Genomic DNA, 16,386 nt, shown 5'->3' with positions numbered 1-16,386 from the left:
CTCGGAGGCTGTGGAAGTGACGTGCGGGAGGTGGCGCTGGGTCAGGACTTCGCGGCGCCGGCCGTCAGGCCGGTGACCAGGTGGCGCTGCACCAGGTAGAAGACGACCGCGGCGGGGATGGCGATCAGCACCGAGGTGGCGGCCATCAGCTGCCACTGGTGGTCGTGCTCGCTGACGAACGAGGACAGGCCGACCGCCAGCGTGTACTTGTCGGACGAGAGCATGAAGGTCGAGGCGTAGGCGACCTCGCCCCAGGCGGTGAGGAACGAGTAGAACGCGGCCACCGCCAGGCCCGGGCGGGCCAGCGGCAGGATCAGCCGCCAGAAGGTGCCGATCGGGGAGAGCCCGTCGACCCGGCCGGCCTCGTCGATCTCCATCGGGATGGTGTCGAAGTAGCCCTTCAGCAGCCAGGCGCAGTACGGCACCGTGGTGGCCGAGTAGACCATGATCAGGCCGCTGTAGCTGTCCAGCAGGCCGAGGTTGGACAGGATGTAGTACATCGGCACGATCAGCACCGCGATCGGGAACATCTGGGTGACCAGCAGGGTCCACATCAGCTGGCGGTAGCCGGGGAAGCGCATCCGGGAGACCGCGTAGCCGGTGGAGGCGGCGATCAGCACGCCGATCAGGGTGGTGCCGCCGGCCACGATCGCCGAGTTGCCGAACCAGGTGAAGAACCCGGTGTCGCCCATCACCTTGCCGTAGTTGGCGAAGGTCATCTTGTCGAAGATCTTCGCCGGGTGCAGGTAGTCGTTGTCGTCCGGCCCGAGCGAGATGTACGCGATGTACACCACCGGGAACAGCGCGACCAGGCTGGCGAGGATCAGCGCGCCGTGCGAGAGCACGGCCGCCAGCGGGGAGGACTGGCCGCGCCGGCGGACCTTGGCGGGGCGCTTGGCGGTGGCCGCCTCGGCGGCGGGGCGGTCGGCGGTGAGTGTCATGGGGCTGCCTGCCTGCTCGTGGTCCTCGGTCTGCGGAGCGGTCGGGGTGCTCATCCGTTGGCCTTCTCGTTCCGGGCCAGCCAACGGCGGTAGAAGCTGGTGAAGACGACCAGGATCGACAGCAGCAGGATCCCGTAGGTCGCGGACTGCGCGTAGTCGGACGGCTGCTGGCCGAAGCCGAGGCGGTAGGCCCAGGTGACCAGGATCTGCGCGTCGGGGGCGCCGGAGCCGAACAGCAGGAAGATGACGGCGAACTGGTTGAAGGTCCAGATCACGCCGAGCAGCACGACGGTGGAGGAGACGGTCCGCAGGCCGGGCAGGGTGACGTGGCGGAAGCGCTGCCAGGCGCTGGCGCCGTCCATCTCGGCGGCCTCGTACAGCTCCTGCGGGATCGACTGGAGTCCGCCGAGCAGCGAGATCATCATGAACGGCACGCCGACCCAGGTGTTGACCAGGATCGCGGCGGCCTTCTGCGCCAGCGGGTCGGAGAGCCAGCCGGGTTCGGGCAGGTGCAGGAAGCCGAGCAGGCCGTTGACGGCGCCGCCGTCGGCGAGCATCAGCCGCCAGGAGAAGACGGTGACGAAGGTCGGCACCGCCCAGGGCAGGATCAGCACCAGCCGGTACAGGCCGCGGCCGCGCATCTTCCGGTTGAGCAGCAGCGCCAGGCCGAGCCCGATGCCGTAGTGCAGGACGACGCAGATCGCGGTCCAGGCGACGGTCCAGATGAAGTGCGACCAGAACCGGTCGTAGGCGGTCGGCCCCCAGAGCACGTCCGCGTAGTTGTCCAGCCCGACGAAGTCGAAGCTGTCGGGGATGTGGTTGACCCCGATCTGCCGCCCGACGTTCAGGCTGGTGGCGTTGGTCAGGGTCAGGTAGACGCCGCGCACCAGCGGGTACCCGACCAGCACCCCGAGGACGATCACGACCGGCGCGATCATCGCGTACGCGTACCAGTACTTCGAGTACGACAGCCTGATGCGCTGTGCGACCGCAACTGCCATGGGTTGACACCTTCTCCGGGAGGTCCGCCGCCTGCCTCGGCGACTGCTGGGGGGTCTGACGGGTCCGCCCGGCCCACTGTCAGGTGTGGGCCGGGCGGCCGATCCGATTACTTCTTGAAGTCCGGCAGGAGCTTCGCGTAGTCGGTCGCGGTGGCGTCGAGGCCGGTCTTGACGTCCGACTGGTCCTGGACGATCTTGCCGAGGTTGGTGCCGAAGGAGCCGAACAGCGAGGCGTACTCGGGCAGCTCGGGACGCGGCTGGGCGGAGCTCAGCACGGCCTGGAAGTCGGCGATGCCGGGATTGGCCTTGACCTCGGCGGTGTAGGCGTCGCTGCGGGTGGGCAGGGTGCCGTTCTTCAGCGCGAGGGCGGTCTGGCTCTCGGCGGAGGTCAGGAACCCGGCGAGCTTCTCGGCGGCGGCCTTGTGGGCCGCGTCGGAGCCGGCGTAGACCGAGACGTTGTGGCCGCCGGTCGGGGCGCCGCCCTTGCCGGTCGAGCCGTTCGGGACGGCCGCGATGCCGAGGTTCTTCTTGTCGGCGAAGGCGGCGCCCTTGTAGACGTTGGTGACCTCCCAGGGACCCTGGACGATCGCGGCGACCTTGCCGTTGTTGAAGGCGTCCATCATGTGGGCGTAGGCGTCGGTGGTGACGTCGGCCTTCACGGTGCCGGGCGAGGTGAACATCGACTTGTAGGTGTCGATGGCCTTGGCGGCCTCGGCCGAGTTGACGGTGATCTTCTTGCCGGCGGCGTCCACCATGTTGGTGCCCTCGCCGTACAGGAACGGCATGGCGTAGTAGCCGTCCGCGGCCTTCAGCCAGAAGCCGTCGACGCCGGCCTTCTCCTTCAGCTGCGCGGCGTCGGCCTTGAGCTCGTCCCAGGTGGTGGGGGCGGCGGTGATGCCGGCCTTGGCGAAGAGCTCCTTGTTGTACATCAGGGCGAGGGTGTCGGTGACCAGCGGGACGCCGTAGGTCTTGCCCGCGTACTTGGCCTGCTGGATCAGCGAGGGCTGGAAGGCGGCCGCGTCGGTCAGCGCGGGGGTGCCGTCCAGCGGCTCCAGGTAGCCGGCCTTGGCGAAGGCGGAGGTCCAGCCCACCTCGGCGCGGAAGACGTCCGGCGCGCCCTTGGCGCCCATCGCGGTCTGCAGCTTGTTCTGCGCCGTGTCGAACGGCACGTTGACGAAGTTGACCTTGATGTTCGGGTTCGCGGCCTCGAACTTCTTGACCAGCTCCTGGTAGTTCGGGGCCTCGTTGGTCGCGTTCGAGGTGTCCCAGTAGGTGATGGTGACCGGTCCGCCGTCGCCCTTGGCGTCCGAGCCGGAGCCGCTGCTGCTGCAAGCCGCCATGGTGACCGCCAGAGCCGCAACGAGAGCGGAGGCCGCGATGCCACGCCGCATGGAAACTCCTAGAAAGGTGGGGGTGCCCGAGATGGAGGAGGACGGCGCATAATGGCTGTCCGAAGCCGACTGCGCCGTTGCGGCCGCCGGGCTTGAGCAGGAACGTAACAGCGCGGCGAGCGTTGCTGAAAGTCCTTGCAGTAAGTTTCTGCAAGGTGACGGGGATCGTTACGTCCACGTGTCCTTAGAGTTGCCGTCGCGCGTCTTGACCATCCGTCGCCTTGCGGAAACTCCTTGCAGTCGGCGGGCACGGAAGAGCCCCCGGGAGCAGCGCTCCCGGGGGCTCCTCCGGTCAGGGGCGGATCAGCCGTCGGTGCCCAGCCGCAGCACGGTGGTGGAGCGGAACTCCCGCCCCGGCCGCAGCTCGGTCGACGGGTACCCGGGCTGGTGCGGCGAGTCGGGGTGGTGCTGGGTCTCCAGCGCCACCCCGGCGTGCAGGCCGTAGGCCGTCCCGGACGGGCCGGTGACCGCGCCGTCGAAGCCGTTAGCGGTGTACACCTGAATGCCGGGCTCGGTGGTCAGCACCTCCAGCGTCCGCCCGCTGTCCGGGTCCGCCAGCAGCGCGGCCCGCACCGGCGGCCCGTCCGCGGGACGCTCGCGCAGCACCCAGTTGTGGTCGTAGCCGCGCGAAAGTTTCAGCTGCGGGTGCCCGTCCCGGATCCGCTCGCCGATCGGCCGGGCGGTGGTGAAGTCGAACGGGGTGTCCGCCACCGGCTCGTACGGGCCGTACGGGACCTGCCGCTCGTCGACCGGGGTGTAGGCGTCCGCGTCGACGGTCAGCAGGTGGCCGAGCACGTCGCCGCGGCCCTCGCCGGCCAGGTTGAAGTAGGCGTGGTTGGTGAGGTTCAGCACGGTCGGCTTGGTGGTCACCGCCCGGTAGGAGATGGCCAGGTCGGAGCCGGTGAGGGTGAAGTCCACCCAGACGTCCAGCGCGCCCGGGAAGCCCTGGTCGCCGTCGGGCGAGTGCAGGTGCATCCGGACCCCGCCGGGGATCTCCTCGGCGTCCCAGACCCGGTGCGAGAAGGAGTCGGGGCCGCCGTGCAGGGTGACGCCGTGGCCGGTGGGCAGCAGCCGGTGGTCCACGCCGTCGACGGTGATCCGGCTGTCCGCGATCCGGTTGGCGTACCGGCCGACGGTGACCCCGTAGTGCTTGGCCGGGCCGAGCAGGGTGCCCACGTCCTCGCTGGTCAGCAGCAGTTGGGCGGGGGTGCCGGCCCGGTCCGGCGCGGTCAGGGTGTGCAGCGCGGCGCCCAGCGTGATCACACTGGCCTCGACGGGGCCGGACCGCAGCGTCCAGCGCTCCAGACCCATCCCGGCTCCGGAGTGGTCGTACGGTGCCCGGCGCACCTCGGTGGACTCGGCCGGCGCGGTCATGGGGCTGCTCCTCGGTTCGTGATCACCCTGCTCGGTCAGCGTAGCCCGCCCCGGCGCGCGGACCGGCGACCCGCCCCGCGCGCCGAACCGATCGACCGGACCGTCAGCCGCCCTGCTCGGAGCCGTCGGTGGAGAACCCGAGCGCGTCCGCCAGCCCCTCCGGACCGGTGCCGAGCTTGCGGTGGACGGCGGCCAGCCGCTGCTTGACGATCCCCAGCGGGAGTTGCAGCTCCTCGGCGATCCGCTGCGGCGGCAGCGCGCGCACCGCGAGCCGGGCGACCGCGAGCTCCTGCGGGTTGAGGGTGTCCTTCGCCGGGGCCTGCGGGCGGCTGGGCTGCAGCCCGGCCGAGGCGAGCACGTTGCGGGCCCGCACCTCAAGGCCGTCGGCACCGCAGTGCTTGGCCAGCTCCATGCCCTGGTACAGGTGTTCCGCGGCCTCCAGGCTGCGGCCGACCAGCACCAGCGCGGCTCCCAGGTCGACCAGCGCGTGCGCGTGCTCGTAGCTCGCCGGGGAACGGCCCAGCCAGCCGACCGCCTCCTGCAGCAGTTCGACCGCGTGGCCGCCCTCCCAGACGCTGGCGGCCAGCCGCAGCGCGGTGCCGATCGCGGACGGCGAGCCGGACTCCCGGGCCCGGGCCACCGCGTCGTCGCCGTTCTTCCGGGCCGACGGCAGGTCGAGCCCGGCCATCGCGACCGCCAGGTAGCCGGCCCACGGGGCGTGCACGGTCGAGCGCCAGCCGCGCTTGTCCAGCCGGGTGCCGGTCTCGGCCAGCACCTCGACCGCCATCGCGTGGTCGCCGCGCGAGATCAGCAGCTTGCCGTAGATGGTGGCGACGTCCGGCAGCAGCAGCGCGGTCTGGTGGTACGGCGGCAGGAAGCGGTACTTGACCGCGACCTCCCAGGCCTCGTGGTCGCGGCCGCGGGCGAGCAGGGTGTCGATCAGCGCGCCGACCAGGTTCCAGGTCAGCGGCAGGCCGACGCCCATCCGGTCGGCGATCCGCAGGCCGCGGCGCAGGAAGTCCTCGGCCTCCGGGAGGAAGCCCCGGCGCAGCCGGGCGTAGCCCATCAGGAAGTAGGCGAAGCCGCGGTGGCCGCCGCTCCAGCCCGCGATCTCGAACTCCAGGATGGCGGAGCTGAACAGCTTCTCGGCGCGGCCGAGTTCGTCGTTGTAGGCGAAGCAGAGGCCGAGCAGCGCGGGCAGTTCGAAGTTCCAGGTGGTGTTGGTCCAGCCGAGGCTGCGCGGCAGCCGGCCGTCGACCAGCGCGGCCTCGGCGGCCCGCAGCGCCTCGGTGCTGCTGCCGCCCTGCAGGGTGAGGTCCCAGGCGTAGAGGGCGCGGACGGGCCGGGCGGCCTCGCTGTCCGGGTCGACCTCCTCGACCAGCCGGCGGACCCGGGCGGCGCGTTCGGGGCCGTTCTCCTCGTCCCGCTGGAGCGCGGTGTACAGCAGGTGCGCGACCAGCAGCCGGACCCGGCCCGGGCCCTCGGGGGCGCGCTCGGACTCGTCCAGGCAGAGGGCGGCGGCGGCGCTCAGGTCGCCGCTGTGGGCGATCACCTCGGAGAGCCGGAACACCGCCTCGACCCGCAGGTCGGGGCTGAGGCCGGGCTCCATGTCGATGGCGCGGCGCAGCTGGTTGGCGGTGGCGCCGGGGTCGGTGAGCAGGCTGGCGCAGGCGAGTTCGTACAGCACCTCGGCCTGGTCCTCCTCGTCCGGCGGCTCGTTCAGGGCGCGCTCCAGACAGCGGCGGGCGGCTTCCGGCGCGCCGATGGCGAGGTTCTCGGCGGCGGCCCGGCGCAGCTTGCGCACCATCGCGTCGTCGCCCTCGCCGGGGTGGGTCTCCAGCAGGTGGCGGGAGGCGGACAGCAGCGAGCCGCCGCTGTTCTCGATCACGGTGGCGGCCATGCCGTGCATGCCGGTGCGGGTGCTGGGCGGGATCGACTGGTAGATCGAGGTGGCGATCAGCGGGTGGACGAACTCCAGCCTGCCGTCGGGCTGGCTGGTCAGCACCCGCATCCGGCGCAGCACCCGGATCGACTCGTCGGCCTGCGCGGGGCCCTGGGCGCAGATCGCGGCGGCCACGTCCTGCCGGATCTCGGTGCCGAGCAGGGCGGCCGCCCAGGCGAACCGGATGACGGTGATGCCGAGCTTGTCCAGCCAGTAGTCGCGGCCCTGCCCGCGGGCGGCCGCGGCCAGGTCGCGCAGCCGGGGCGAGTTCTCCTCGACCGGTTCGAGGTTCTGGTCGCGGACCTCGCGCAGCAGCGCGACGGTGTCGTACGGGGCACCGGCGGTGACCGCCCAGACCTGGCGGCAGAACGCGTCGTCGGCCTCGGCGAACTCGCCGTGCACGATGGCGGCCACCGACACCGGGTTGAGCGGCAGCAGCTCGTGCCTGCGGGCGGCCCGTTCCTCGATCTGCGTGGCGAGGACCCGGGCCTCCTCCTCGAACTCGTGCCGGTAGGCGAAGACCAGCAGCACGGGCAGTTCGCGGGCGCGCACCGCGAAGGAGGCCAGCCAGGTCAGCGACTCCTGGTCGACGGCGTGCAGGTCGTCGACGATCACCACCAGCGGGGCGCGCCGGGGCGCGAGCTGGGTGATGACGAAGTCCAGGCCGTCGCGGACGCTCTGCGGGTCGATCCGCTCGATCTCGTCGGACGGCGGGGCCAGGCCGATGGCCGGCGCGACGATGTTCTCCCAGCTGCCGAACACCTCCTTGTGCTCGGCCTCGGCCAGGTCGCTGAGCACCGGCAGGAGCAGCTGCCGCAGCACCCGGAACGGCTCCTTGCGCTGGCGCTCGCTGCCCCGGGCGAACAGCACGGTGGAGTCCTGGCGGGCGCCGGCGATCCGGCGGACCTGTTCCAGCATGGAGGTCTTGCCGATGCCCGGGGAACCGGAGAAGACCAGCAGTTCGCCGATCTTCAGTCCGCCCGCGGCGAATTCCCGGCACAGTTTCTCCACGGCCTGCTCGACGGAACGCAGTTCGTGCTCGCGTTCCCACAGCCGCTGGCCGAACGCATTCGCTTCGGCCTCCCGCCCCTGCGGCCCGTTCTGCTCTTCGGCCACGTCCGTCGTCCCTCCGCCTCACCGTCCGGCTCTCCGTTCCCGACCTTAGCGCCGTCGCGGGCCGCGCGGGCGGCGTTCGTGCAGGCAGGGGCGGTTGACGCAGGGTTAGAAGGCCATGCCCCGGGCAAATGCCTTACCAGCCCTGACATCTGACGATCCGATCGGATAACTTTCGAGCCGCGAAGGTGTAGTCGATCTTCGGGAGGGAAGGCCATCGCCCGGGTCGCGCACCCCCATTCGCGCCTCACCGGTAACAGGCTGCCCTGGAGACACGTTGGCTGCAATACCCCCGCTGTTCTGCCCGATCCCGTCCGGCCTGCACCCCGCCCACGAAGCCGTCGGAAAGAGCACCGAACTCTGGCTCGAAACCATGGGATTCGCGGCGGACGCGGAACGCCGACAGCGCCTGCTCGCCATCGGCGCGCACGAATTCGTCTGCCGGATCGCCAAGGACGCCGACGGGACGACCGGACTGGAACTCGCCTCCCAGTGGCTGTGCAGCATGCTCACCCTGGACGACGAGTGGGACACCGGCGTGCTCAGCCGGGACCCTTCCCGGGTACTCACCATAGCAGCCACGCTACTCGCTGTTATCAACTCCGCACACTCCCACCCGAACGAGTCCGACCTCTACGTCGCCTCGGTCCGCGACGTGTTCGACCGGGCCCGCTCCTGGGCCCCTGCGCTCTCCGTGAAGCGCTGGGCCGACAGCCAGCTGGAGTCCTTCATGGGGGCCGCCGCCGTGGTGGCGTTCCGCGCCGAGCGGCGGCCGATGACGCTCTCCGAGTACCTGACCATCGGCCCGCTGGACCGCGGCAGCCGCTCCTGCATCGAGATCATCGAGGTCTGCGAGCGCACCGCCATCCCGCAGTCCCAACTGGACTCGCCCCGGGTGCACGCGCTCACCGAGGCCGCCAAGTTCCTGGTCCTGATCGCGGCCGACGTCTACTCCTACCGCCGCGAGGACGACCACGGCGCACTGGAGAGCAACATCGTCGACGCCCTCCAGCGCCACCTCGGCTGCGACCGGGAACGGGCCCTGCAGGAGGCCGCCGCCCTGCACGACCGCACCATGTGCCTGTTCCTCCGCCTCGCGGACCGCACCTCCCGCCGCGCCGGGGCCGAACTGCGGCGCTACATCACGCAGTTGTCCAACCTGGTGAGCGGCAACCTGGAGTGGGGCTTCACCTCCGCCCGCTACACCGAGCGCCCGCCCGGCGCCCGCCCGCCCGCCGCCCGCGCCGAGCGGCCCGCCGACGGCCGGCTCACCCCGCCGCCCTACCCCGAGATCGCCTGGTGGTGGGACCAGCTGTGGTGACGACCGGCCGCCCGGGCCCGCGCGGCGCTCAGGACAGCAGCCTGGCCTTCGCGGCGGCGAACTCCTCCGGGGTGAGCAGCCCCTGCTGCACCAGCTGCGCCAACTGGTTCAGCTTGCTCGCCACGTCCTCCCCGCCCCCGGCGGGCGCGGCCGGCGCGGCCGGCGCGGCGGCCGGCGGCGCGTACGCCTGCTGCGGCGACGGCTGAACGGGCTGCTGCTGCTGCTGGACGGCCTGCTGCTGCTCGGCCTGCAGCTCGGCGATCGCCTGGTCCTGGTCCTGCTCGTTCGCGGACCGGCGCGCCCCGGCCCGCCCCGCGGCGTACGCGGCACCGCCCACCAACAGCCCCCGGGCGAGCGGGCGCCCCACCGGGCGGACCACCCGGACCGGCCGGATCGGCCTCATCGGTCGGAACACGGCGTCCTCACTCTCCCGCGGCGACGCGCGCCTCGGCGGCGCGGACGGCCTCTTCGATGTTCTCCGGCGGAATGCGCACCCCGGAGGCGATCCGCCCGCCGACCGCGCGCAGCGCGGCCGCCGCCTCCTGCGCCCACAGGTGCTCGATCAGCACGATCAGCGCCGCGCTGCCGGGCTCCAGCAGCTCGGCCACCTCCTGGGCGTCCTCCGGCCCGATCAGCGGCAGCTCCTCGGCGTCCAGACCCTCGACCCCCCGCAGGTGCGCGAAGTCGGCGAGCTCCGCGTAGGTCGCCTCGCCCTCCGCGTCCCGCACCACCGCCAGCGAGTCGATCACCCGGACCCCGGCGGCGTCCCGCAGCCGGACCAGCGCGGTGGCCGCCTCGGTGCTGATGGTCGCCTCGGGAAAGGTCAGGACGAGCAGTTCGGCCGGTCCCATCAGGGGCTCCCTTCCGTGCACGAATCCCTCATACCGGGATCAAATCACACGATTCACCCGACGGCCCGGGCAGCGGACCGGTCCGGTGGCGGCCGACGGCGGGCCGTGGTCCCGTCGAGACACCATCCGCCCATCCGGACCCGAGGAGCCCGCCCGCCATGACCATCGCCGTCGACAAACTCTCCGACCCGGCCGTCCGCCGCCTGCTCGGCGCCGTCAACTCCGGTGACCGCGAGGCCTTCTTCGCCGTCCTCACCGAGGACGCCACGATGTCCGACGACGGCTCCGAACGCGACCTCGCCGACTGGGTCGACCGCGAGATCTTCTCCTCGCACGGCCACATCGAGGTCCAGACCGAGAAGTCCGGCGGCCGCGCCCTGGTCGCCGACTACCGCAACGACACCTGGGGCGAGATGCGCACCGCCTGGCGCTTCACCGTCACCCCGGACGGCCGGGTCAGCCACTTCGAAACCGGCCAGGCCTGACCCCCGCCCCACCAGCCGGCCGCCCCGCGGCCGGCACCGGCGCACCACGCCGGGCGCTTCCACCCCGCACCCGCCCGGCCCCACGCCGCGCGGGTGTCCCCTTCCCCCTGCTCCTCCCCCTCCCCCGCTCAGCCGCGCGCCGCCAGGCACTGCCGGACGGCGGCGATCAGCGCCCGGGAGCGGACGTCCCCGGTGACGCCCGGCTGCATGCCGTTGGTGACGTAGCCGAAGCCGATGCCGAGCCCGGGGTCGGCGAAGCCCAGCGAGCCGCCCCGGCCGGGGTGCCCGAAGCTCGCCGGGGAGGCCATCGGCGAGGTGCCGCCGTGCCGGAAGAAGCCCTGGCCGAAGGCGGTGTTGACGATCAGCACCCGGTCCGGCCCCTGCACCGAGGGCCCGGCCGCCTCGGCCAGCGCGCCGGGGGCGAACAGCGCGGGCAGCCGCTGCCCGGGCGCGTCGGCCCGGTCGGCGGCGCCGATCAGCGCCGCGTAGAACCGGGCCAGCGAGCGGGCGGTGCCGATCCCGCCCGCGCCCGGCACCTCGACGGCCTGCACCGCCGGGTCGTTCAGGTCGACGCTGCTGCGCACCGAGCCGAACGCGCGGGCGGTCAGCGAGAGCGGATCCCGGTAGGCGTCCAGCACGGACTGCTTGGGGCGCATCCGCATCCCGCCCGGCGCGAGCTTGGCGGCCTCGGGGGCGGGCAGGTCGACCAGCCGGCCGACCCGGCCGGACGCGGCGGCGGGCAGGCCGATCCACAGGTCGAGGCCGAGCGGGTCGGCGATCTCCTCCGCGAAGTACCGCCCCACGCTGCGGCCGCCGGCCCGTCGGACCACCTCGCCCACCAGCCAGCCGAAGGTCAGCGGGTGGTACCCGTGCGCGGTGCCGGGCTCCCAGGCGGGTGCCTGGGCGGCGACGGCCGCGGCGGCCGGCTCCCAGGCCAGCACGTCCTCGATCCGCAGCGGCACGTCGAGCGCGGGCAGCCCGGCCTGGTGCGAGAGCAGCCAGCGCACCGGGACGCGCTCCTTCCCGGCCCGCGCGAACTCCGGCCAGTACGCGGCGACCGGTGCGTCCAGGTCGAGCAGCCCGCGCTGGGCGAGGTGCAGCGCGGCGGCGGCGGTCAGGCCCTTGGTGACGGAGCGCAGCACCTGCGCCGTCCCCTCCTCCCAGCCGACCGCCGGGGCCGGCCGGGCCCCGACCTCCGGCCGGGCGTCGCCGCCCCACAGGTCGACCACCTTCCGCCCGTCGAGGTACAGCGCGAAGGCCGCGCCCAACTCCCCGTACAGCCGGAAGTTGCCCGCGAACGCCTCCCGGACCGGCTCGAAGCCGTCCGCCACGTACCCCTGGATCTGCTGGTTCTCCACCCGCCCACCCTAGACACCCAGGGGCGTCACTCCACCGTCCACCCGATGTGGCCGATGCCGGACGAGTAGATCGCGCAGTGGCCGGAGGACTCCTGGGTCTGGCCGGGCCAGGCGGTCACCGAGTTGCCCGTCACGTCCGGCGCCCAGCCGCAGACGATGTCGGCGTGGAAGGTGACCGGGGAGCCGGTGTTGTTCGTGCAGTCGACGCCTCCGTACAGCGGGTCGTTGTTGTGGATCCAGGTGCTGCAGTCCAGGCCCGAGCGGACGGACTTGGCGGCGGGCGCGGGGGCCGCCGAGGCGGGCAGCGCGGTGGCGAGCGCGACCAGGGCGGCGGCGACGGACAGGACGGCGGCGCGGTTCTTCAACTCTGCTCCTCAGGAAGGGGACTGACGGTCCGACCGGGTCATTCCCGGCCGAACCCATACGTATACCAACTCTTTCGGGTGACGCCGTCCCCACACCGCCCGCCCCACCGCGGCCCCCACAATGGCCGACATGGAGAACCCCGAGCACCCCGAGACCACCGAGCACCCCGAGACCACCGAAGCCCCCGACTCCCCCGCGACCGACCTCGACGAGGTCCTCGACGTGGTCGACGAGCACGACCGCGTACTGCGCACCGCCCCCCGCTCCGAGGTCTACCGCGACGGCCTGATCCACCGCTGCGTCTTCGTCCTGGTCCGCGACCCGCAGGGCCGGATCTTCACCCACCGCCGCACCGACACCAAGGCCTTCGCGCCCGGCGCCCACGACTGCTTCGTCGGCGGCGTGGTCGGCGCCGGCGAGGGCTACGCCGAGGCCGCCGTCCGCGAGGCCGAGGAGGAGCTCGGCGTCACCGGCGTCCGCACCCGCCCGCTCTTCCGCTTCCTCTACACCGACGGCGACCGCTACAGCTGGTGGTCCGACGTCCACGAGGCGGTCTGGGACGGCCCGGTCGACCCCCAGCGGTCCGAAGTCGCCTGGTACGACTGGCTGACCGAGGCCGAACTCGCCGAGCGCCTCACCACCTGGGACTTCGTCCCCGACGGCCGCGAGGCCTACCGCCGCTACCTCGCCCTCCGCCCCGCCGACTGACCGCACCGCGGGACCCCGCCACCGGATCCCGCCACCGGACCCCGGCGGGACCCCGGAGCCCGCCGGTCGGCTCGTGCCGCCCCGGACCGAAGAACTAGGGTGAGCCGCATGGCCCCCCGTACGCCGTCCGCCACCCCCCGCGCAGCGGAACGCGCGCCCCGCCGCCGGCTGAGCGTCGACGAGCGCCGCGAACAGCTCATCGCCGTCGCCCTGCAGCTCTTCTCGGACCGCGCCCCCGAGGACGTCTCGATCGACGACATCGCCGCCGCGGCGGGGGCCTCCCGCCCGCTGGTGTACCACTACTTCCCGGGCAAGCAGGCCCTGTACGAGGAGGCGCTGCGCCGGGCCGGGCGCGAGTTGGCCGGCCGTTTCGAGGAGCCGGGCGAGGGGCCGCTCTCCGAGCGGCTGCTCCGCGTGATGGGCCGTTACCTGGACTTCGTGCAGTCCCACGCGGCCGGTTTCACCGCCCTGCTGCGCGGCGGTTCGGTCGCCGCCAGCCCGGACGCGGACGCCGTCATCGACCAGGTGCGGCGCGCCGCGCAGGAGCAGATCCTGCGGCACCTGGGCGTCCCCGACCCGAGTCCGACCCTGCGCCGGACCGTCCGCGCCTGGATCGCCAACGCCGAGATCAGTTCGCTGGACTGGCTCGCCGACAAGCCCGTCCCGGTGGAGACCCTGCAGCTCCAGCTCGTCCAGGAGCTGGTCGCCGCGCTGGCCGTCACCGCCACCCGCGACCCCGAACTCGCGGGTCTGCTCGGCGGGTTCTTCGCCACCGAGCGCCCCGACGGACCGACCGCGCTCCTGCTGCGCGACCTCGCCGCCACCTTCACCGCCCCGGAGCTCGCCGCGCCGCTGCTCCGCCTCACCGAATAGCCGGGCCCTCTCCCCACGGACCGTCCCCCGGCCAACCCGCCGCCCCTGCCGTCCGGGTCTGATAAAAAGTGGCTGAACTGTCCACACCCGAGAACGAGGGGGCTCGGCGAATGACGCAGGACGGCTTCGCCGCCGCAGACCGGATCACGGCCACGCTGGACGCGGCGTGCGCCGCACTTCTCGGCAGCCGCGCCACTCACTACCAGGCCGCCGCGCTGACCGCGTTCCGCCGGTCCGAACACCCGGCCGCCAAGGCCCTGTTCGGTCTGCGGATCAGCCAGATCGGCCCCGGTCTGCTGGCCGTGCCGAAGCTCGGCACCGTCGTCGAGGTGTCCAGCCTCCGCCGTCCGAACGCCGCCGCCGGCCGCGAGGCCGTCCCGGTGCTGACCAGCCGTTTCGGCGCCTCCGCGCTGGGTCTGGGCGACCTGTCGTCGGCCTCGGCGCTGCGCCTGCACGTCGAGCCGACCGGCCTGGAGGGCGACGGCCTGGCCGGGTTCACCCCGGCGCTGGCGGCGCTCGCGGAGCCGCGGGTGACCGTCGCGCCCGACGAGCTGTCGACCGGTTCGGGGGTGGAGGCCCGACTGGTGGTGCCGTCCGCGTTCCACACCCTGACCGTCCGCGGCTCGGGCAACGCGCTGTCCGCGCACCTGGCGGAGACCGCCGAGGAGGTGTTCTCGGGCGGTTCGCCGGCCGAGCGCAACGACTTCGCGGTGGTGGCCGCGCTGCTCGCCGAGCAGTTCGCGGCGGCGGACGTCGCCTACGCGGGCGTCGGCGCGCTGCTGCTGGACGGCCGGCGCTCCCGGGTGTCGCTGGTGGTGTCGACCGTCCAATGCGCGCAGCCGATCCAGGAGCTGGCGGTCGACCTGTCCACCGAGCGCCCGTACGCCGAGGTGTGGACGGTGCTGCTGCCGGCCGGCCCGGCGGCGCTGCTGGTGGAGACCCGGGTGGTCCCGACCCTGAAGGAGCTGCGGGACGAGAACCCGAACGGCCACGTGCTGAGCACCGTGGTCGAGGCGTTCATCCCGATGCCGGACGGCGCCACCGTGCTGACCGTCCAGCTCACCACCTCGGACTCCGAGGACTGGAACGCGTACACCACCGTGTTCGCGGACCTGCTCTGCACCGTCCAACTCGCCTGGGACGGCGTCTCGGTCGCCCCGGCCCCGGTCCCGGTCGGCCGGGCCTTCCCGGCCGCGCCCCCCGCCGCGCCGCCGGTCGCGCCCCCCGTCCCGGTGCCCGCCCAGGCCGCGCCCGCCACCCCGCCCGCCCCGCCCGCGCAGGTGCCGGTCACCGCCGCGCCCGAGCCGGCCGACAGCCCGTCGGGCACGGCGGTCCGGGTGCCGCCGTCCGACTTCAACCCGTTCGGCACCCCGGCCCCGGGCGACCTGCCCGCGCAGGCGACCGCCTCCCCGGTGCTCGCCTCCGCGGACGCGTTCGCCGCCCCGGCGCCCGCGCCCGCCGAGGAACCGGAGGAGGCCGACCCCACCAAGGGCCGCCTGGTCAAGGTCCCCCCGCCGGACTTCAACCCCTTCGCCCAGACCACCCCGCCCCCGGCCGCCCCCGCGCCCGCCGCCACCCCGGCCCCTGCCCCGGTGGCTCCCGCCCCGGCCGCGCGCCCGGCGGCGGCCGACCCGTTCGGGACGACGCTCTCCTCCGAGCCCGCCGACCCCTTCGGCACCGTGACCTCCCCGTCCGCGGGCGCGGCCCCCGGCGCCATCCCGCCCCGCCCGAGCGCCCCGCCCCTGGTCCCGTCCCCGGCCACCACCGCCGAACCGGAGGAGGCCGACCCGAAGAAGGGCCGCCTGGTCAAGGTCCCGCCGCCGGACTTCAACCCCTTCGCACCCCCGGCCCCCAGCGCCGCCACCGCCGCCGCGCCCGCCGAGGAACCGGAGGAGGCCGACCCGACCAAGGGCCGCCTGGTCAAGGTCCCCCCGCCGGACTTCAACCCCTTCGCCCAGACCACCCCGCCCCCGGCCGCCCCGGCCCCCGCCGCCGCGCCCCAGACCCCGCCCCCGGCCAGCCCCTTTGGCTAGGCCCCGCCCCCGGGCCCCTCCGAGGGGCCCGGGGAACCGCGGGCTCGAACCCGCCGCACGCCGCGCACCGCCCGACCGCTGTCAGCGCCCCCTGCGAAGCTCCTCGCACCACCACACCGCAGGAGGACACCATGGGCGCCTGGGACATCGGCCACTTCGACAACGACACCGCCGCCGACTTCGGCGGCAGCCTGGACGACGCCGCCCCCGAGGAGCGCGCGGCGCTGGTCCGCGCGGCCCTCGCCGAGGCGGCCGGGGCCACGGCGGACGACTACCTCGACTCCGACGTGGGCGCGCCGGCCCTCGCCGCCGCCGCGCTGGTCGCGTCCCAGTGCCCGGGCGGCGAGCCGGTCACCACCGCGTACGGCCCGCAGCAGCCGCTGCCCCCGCTCGTCGACCTGCGCCCGCTCGCGGTCGTCGCGGTGGAGCGCGTCCTGGCCGAGGAGTCCGAGCTGGCCGAACTCTGGGACGAGACCGAGCTGTCCGCCGACTGGCGCGCCGCCGTCACCGCCCTGCGCGCGGCCCTCCTCGACAGCTAGACGAGTAGTTCCGAAGTCAGCTGGCTTTGCTGGTTCTGCTTCGGACATGCAGGAAGGGTGTCCAGCATTCGGGTTGTGACGACCGAAGAA

Annotated in this window: 15 protein-coding genes; 6 read left to right on the top strand and 9 right to left on the bottom strand. The window is 73.5% G+C overall.

What is annotated here, in order from left to right; translation table 11 throughout:
- Positions 1–41: 41 nt before the first annotated feature.
- The 5 genes from ACZ3J7_RS38075 to ACZ3J7_RS38055 form a co-directional block, all read right to left on the bottom strand.
- Entirely contained in the window at positions 42–941 is a 900-nt protein-coding gene (locus tag ACZ3J7_RS38075) for a sugar ABC transporter permease (protein WP_465627928.1), read from the bottom strand.
- A 50-nt stretch (positions 942–991) separates the two neighbouring features.
- Positions 992–1,942 (bottom strand): carbohydrate ABC transporter permease, encoded by a 951-nt coding sequence (locus ACZ3J7_RS38070; RefSeq protein WP_465627893.1) that lies wholly within the window; start codon positions 1,940–1,942, stop codon positions 992–994.
- 107 nt (positions 1,943–2,049) lie between these two features.
- Positions 2,050–3,333, bottom strand: coding sequence for an extracellular solute-binding protein (locus ACZ3J7_RS38065; RefSeq protein ID WP_465627891.1), 1,284 nt, complete (start codon positions 3,331–3,333; stop codon positions 2,050–2,052).
- 303 nt (positions 3,334–3,636) lie between these two features.
- Positions 3,637–4,707, bottom strand: a complete 1,071-nt coding sequence (locus ACZ3J7_RS38060) for an aldose epimerase family protein (protein ID WP_465627889.1) — start codon at positions 4,705–4,707, stop codon at positions 3,637–3,639.
- A gap of 103 nt (positions 4,708–4,810) precedes the next feature.
- Positions 4,811–7,765: an ATP-binding protein gene (locus ACZ3J7_RS38055; protein ID WP_465627887.1), complete on the bottom strand. Its 2,955-nt coding sequence runs from the start codon at positions 7,763–7,765 to the stop codon at positions 4,811–4,813.
- Between the two features lie 274 nt (positions 7,766–8,039).
- Between ACZ3J7_RS38055 and ACZ3J7_RS38050 the strand changes: the two genes are divergently transcribed.
- Positions 8,040–9,083: a terpene synthase family protein gene (locus tag ACZ3J7_RS38050; protein ID WP_465627885.1), complete on the top strand. Its 1,044-nt coding sequence runs from the start codon at positions 8,040–8,042 to the stop codon at positions 9,081–9,083.
- Positions 9,084–9,111: 28 nt separating this feature from the next.
- On the opposite strand, the gene ACZ3J7_RS38045 is transcribed toward ACZ3J7_RS38050, so the two are convergent.
- Positions 9,112–9,498 carry an SHOCT domain-containing protein gene (locus ACZ3J7_RS38045; RefSeq protein WP_465627883.1) on the bottom strand — a complete coding sequence of 129 codons (387 nt, stop codon included), beginning with the start codon at positions 9,496–9,498 and terminating at the stop codon, positions 9,112–9,114.
- Positions 9,499–9,505: 7 nt separating this feature from the next.
- The gene (locus ACZ3J7_RS38040; RefSeq protein WP_465627881.1) at positions 9,506–9,934 is read right to left on the bottom strand and encodes a DUF6325 family protein; all 429 of its coding nucleotides are present in this window, start codon (positions 9,932–9,934) and stop codon (positions 9,506–9,508) included.
- Between the two features lie 158 nt (positions 9,935–10,092).
- Here ACZ3J7_RS38040 and ACZ3J7_RS38035 point away from each other — a divergent pair, with 158 nt between their 5' ends.
- Positions 10,093–10,419, top strand: coding sequence for a nuclear transport factor 2 family protein (locus ACZ3J7_RS38035; RefSeq protein ID WP_465627879.1), 327 nt, complete (start codon positions 10,093–10,095; stop codon positions 10,417–10,419).
- 128 nt (positions 10,420–10,547) lie between these two features.
- Here the strand turns inward: ACZ3J7_RS38035 and ACZ3J7_RS38030 are convergent, their stop codons facing one another.
- Both ACZ3J7_RS38030 and ACZ3J7_RS38025 read right to left on the bottom strand, forming a co-directional pair.
- A complete protein-coding gene (locus tag ACZ3J7_RS38030; protein ID WP_465627877.1) occupies positions 10,548–11,777 on the bottom strand; it encodes a serine hydrolase domain-containing protein in 1,230 nt (409 codons plus the stop codon).
- 26 nt (positions 11,778–11,803) lie between these two features.
- The gene (locus tag ACZ3J7_RS38025; protein WP_465627875.1) at positions 11,804–12,142 is read right to left on the bottom strand and encodes a hypothetical protein; all 339 of its coding nucleotides are present in this window, start codon (positions 12,140–12,142) and stop codon (positions 11,804–11,806) included.
- 130 nt (positions 12,143–12,272) lie between these two features.
- On the opposite strand from ACZ3J7_RS38025, the gene ACZ3J7_RS38020 reads away from it, so the two are divergent.
- The 4 genes from ACZ3J7_RS38020 (at position 12,273) to ACZ3J7_RS38005 (ending at position 16,296) form a co-directional block, all read left to right on the top strand.
- A complete protein-coding gene (locus ACZ3J7_RS38020; protein ID WP_465627873.1) occupies positions 12,273–12,851 on the top strand; it encodes an NUDIX hydrolase in 579 nt (192 codons plus the stop codon).
- Positions 12,852–12,959: 108 nt separating this feature from the next.
- Positions 12,960–13,724: a TetR/AcrR family transcriptional regulator gene (locus ACZ3J7_RS38015; protein WP_465627871.1), complete on the top strand. Its 765-nt coding sequence runs from the start codon at positions 12,960–12,962 to the stop codon at positions 13,722–13,724.
- A 110-nt stretch (positions 13,725–13,834) separates the two neighbouring features.
- The gene (locus ACZ3J7_RS38010; RefSeq protein WP_465627869.1) at positions 13,835–15,757 is read left to right on the top strand and encodes a hypothetical protein; all 1,923 of its coding nucleotides are present in this window, start codon (positions 13,835–13,837) and stop codon (positions 15,755–15,757) included.
- A gap of 131 nt (positions 15,758–15,888) precedes the next feature.
- On the top strand, positions 15,889–16,296 hold the full coding sequence (locus ACZ3J7_RS38005; protein WP_465627867.1) for a DUF4259 domain-containing protein: 408 nt from the start codon (positions 15,889–15,891) through the stop codon (positions 16,294–16,296).
- The last annotated feature ends 90 nt before the right edge of the window (positions 16,297–16,386 follow it).

Source organism: Kitasatospora sp. NPDC015121 (assembly GCF_055562955.1).
Note: the sequence above shows the minus strand (reverse complement) of the source record. Positions and strands in the feature narration are given on the sequence as shown.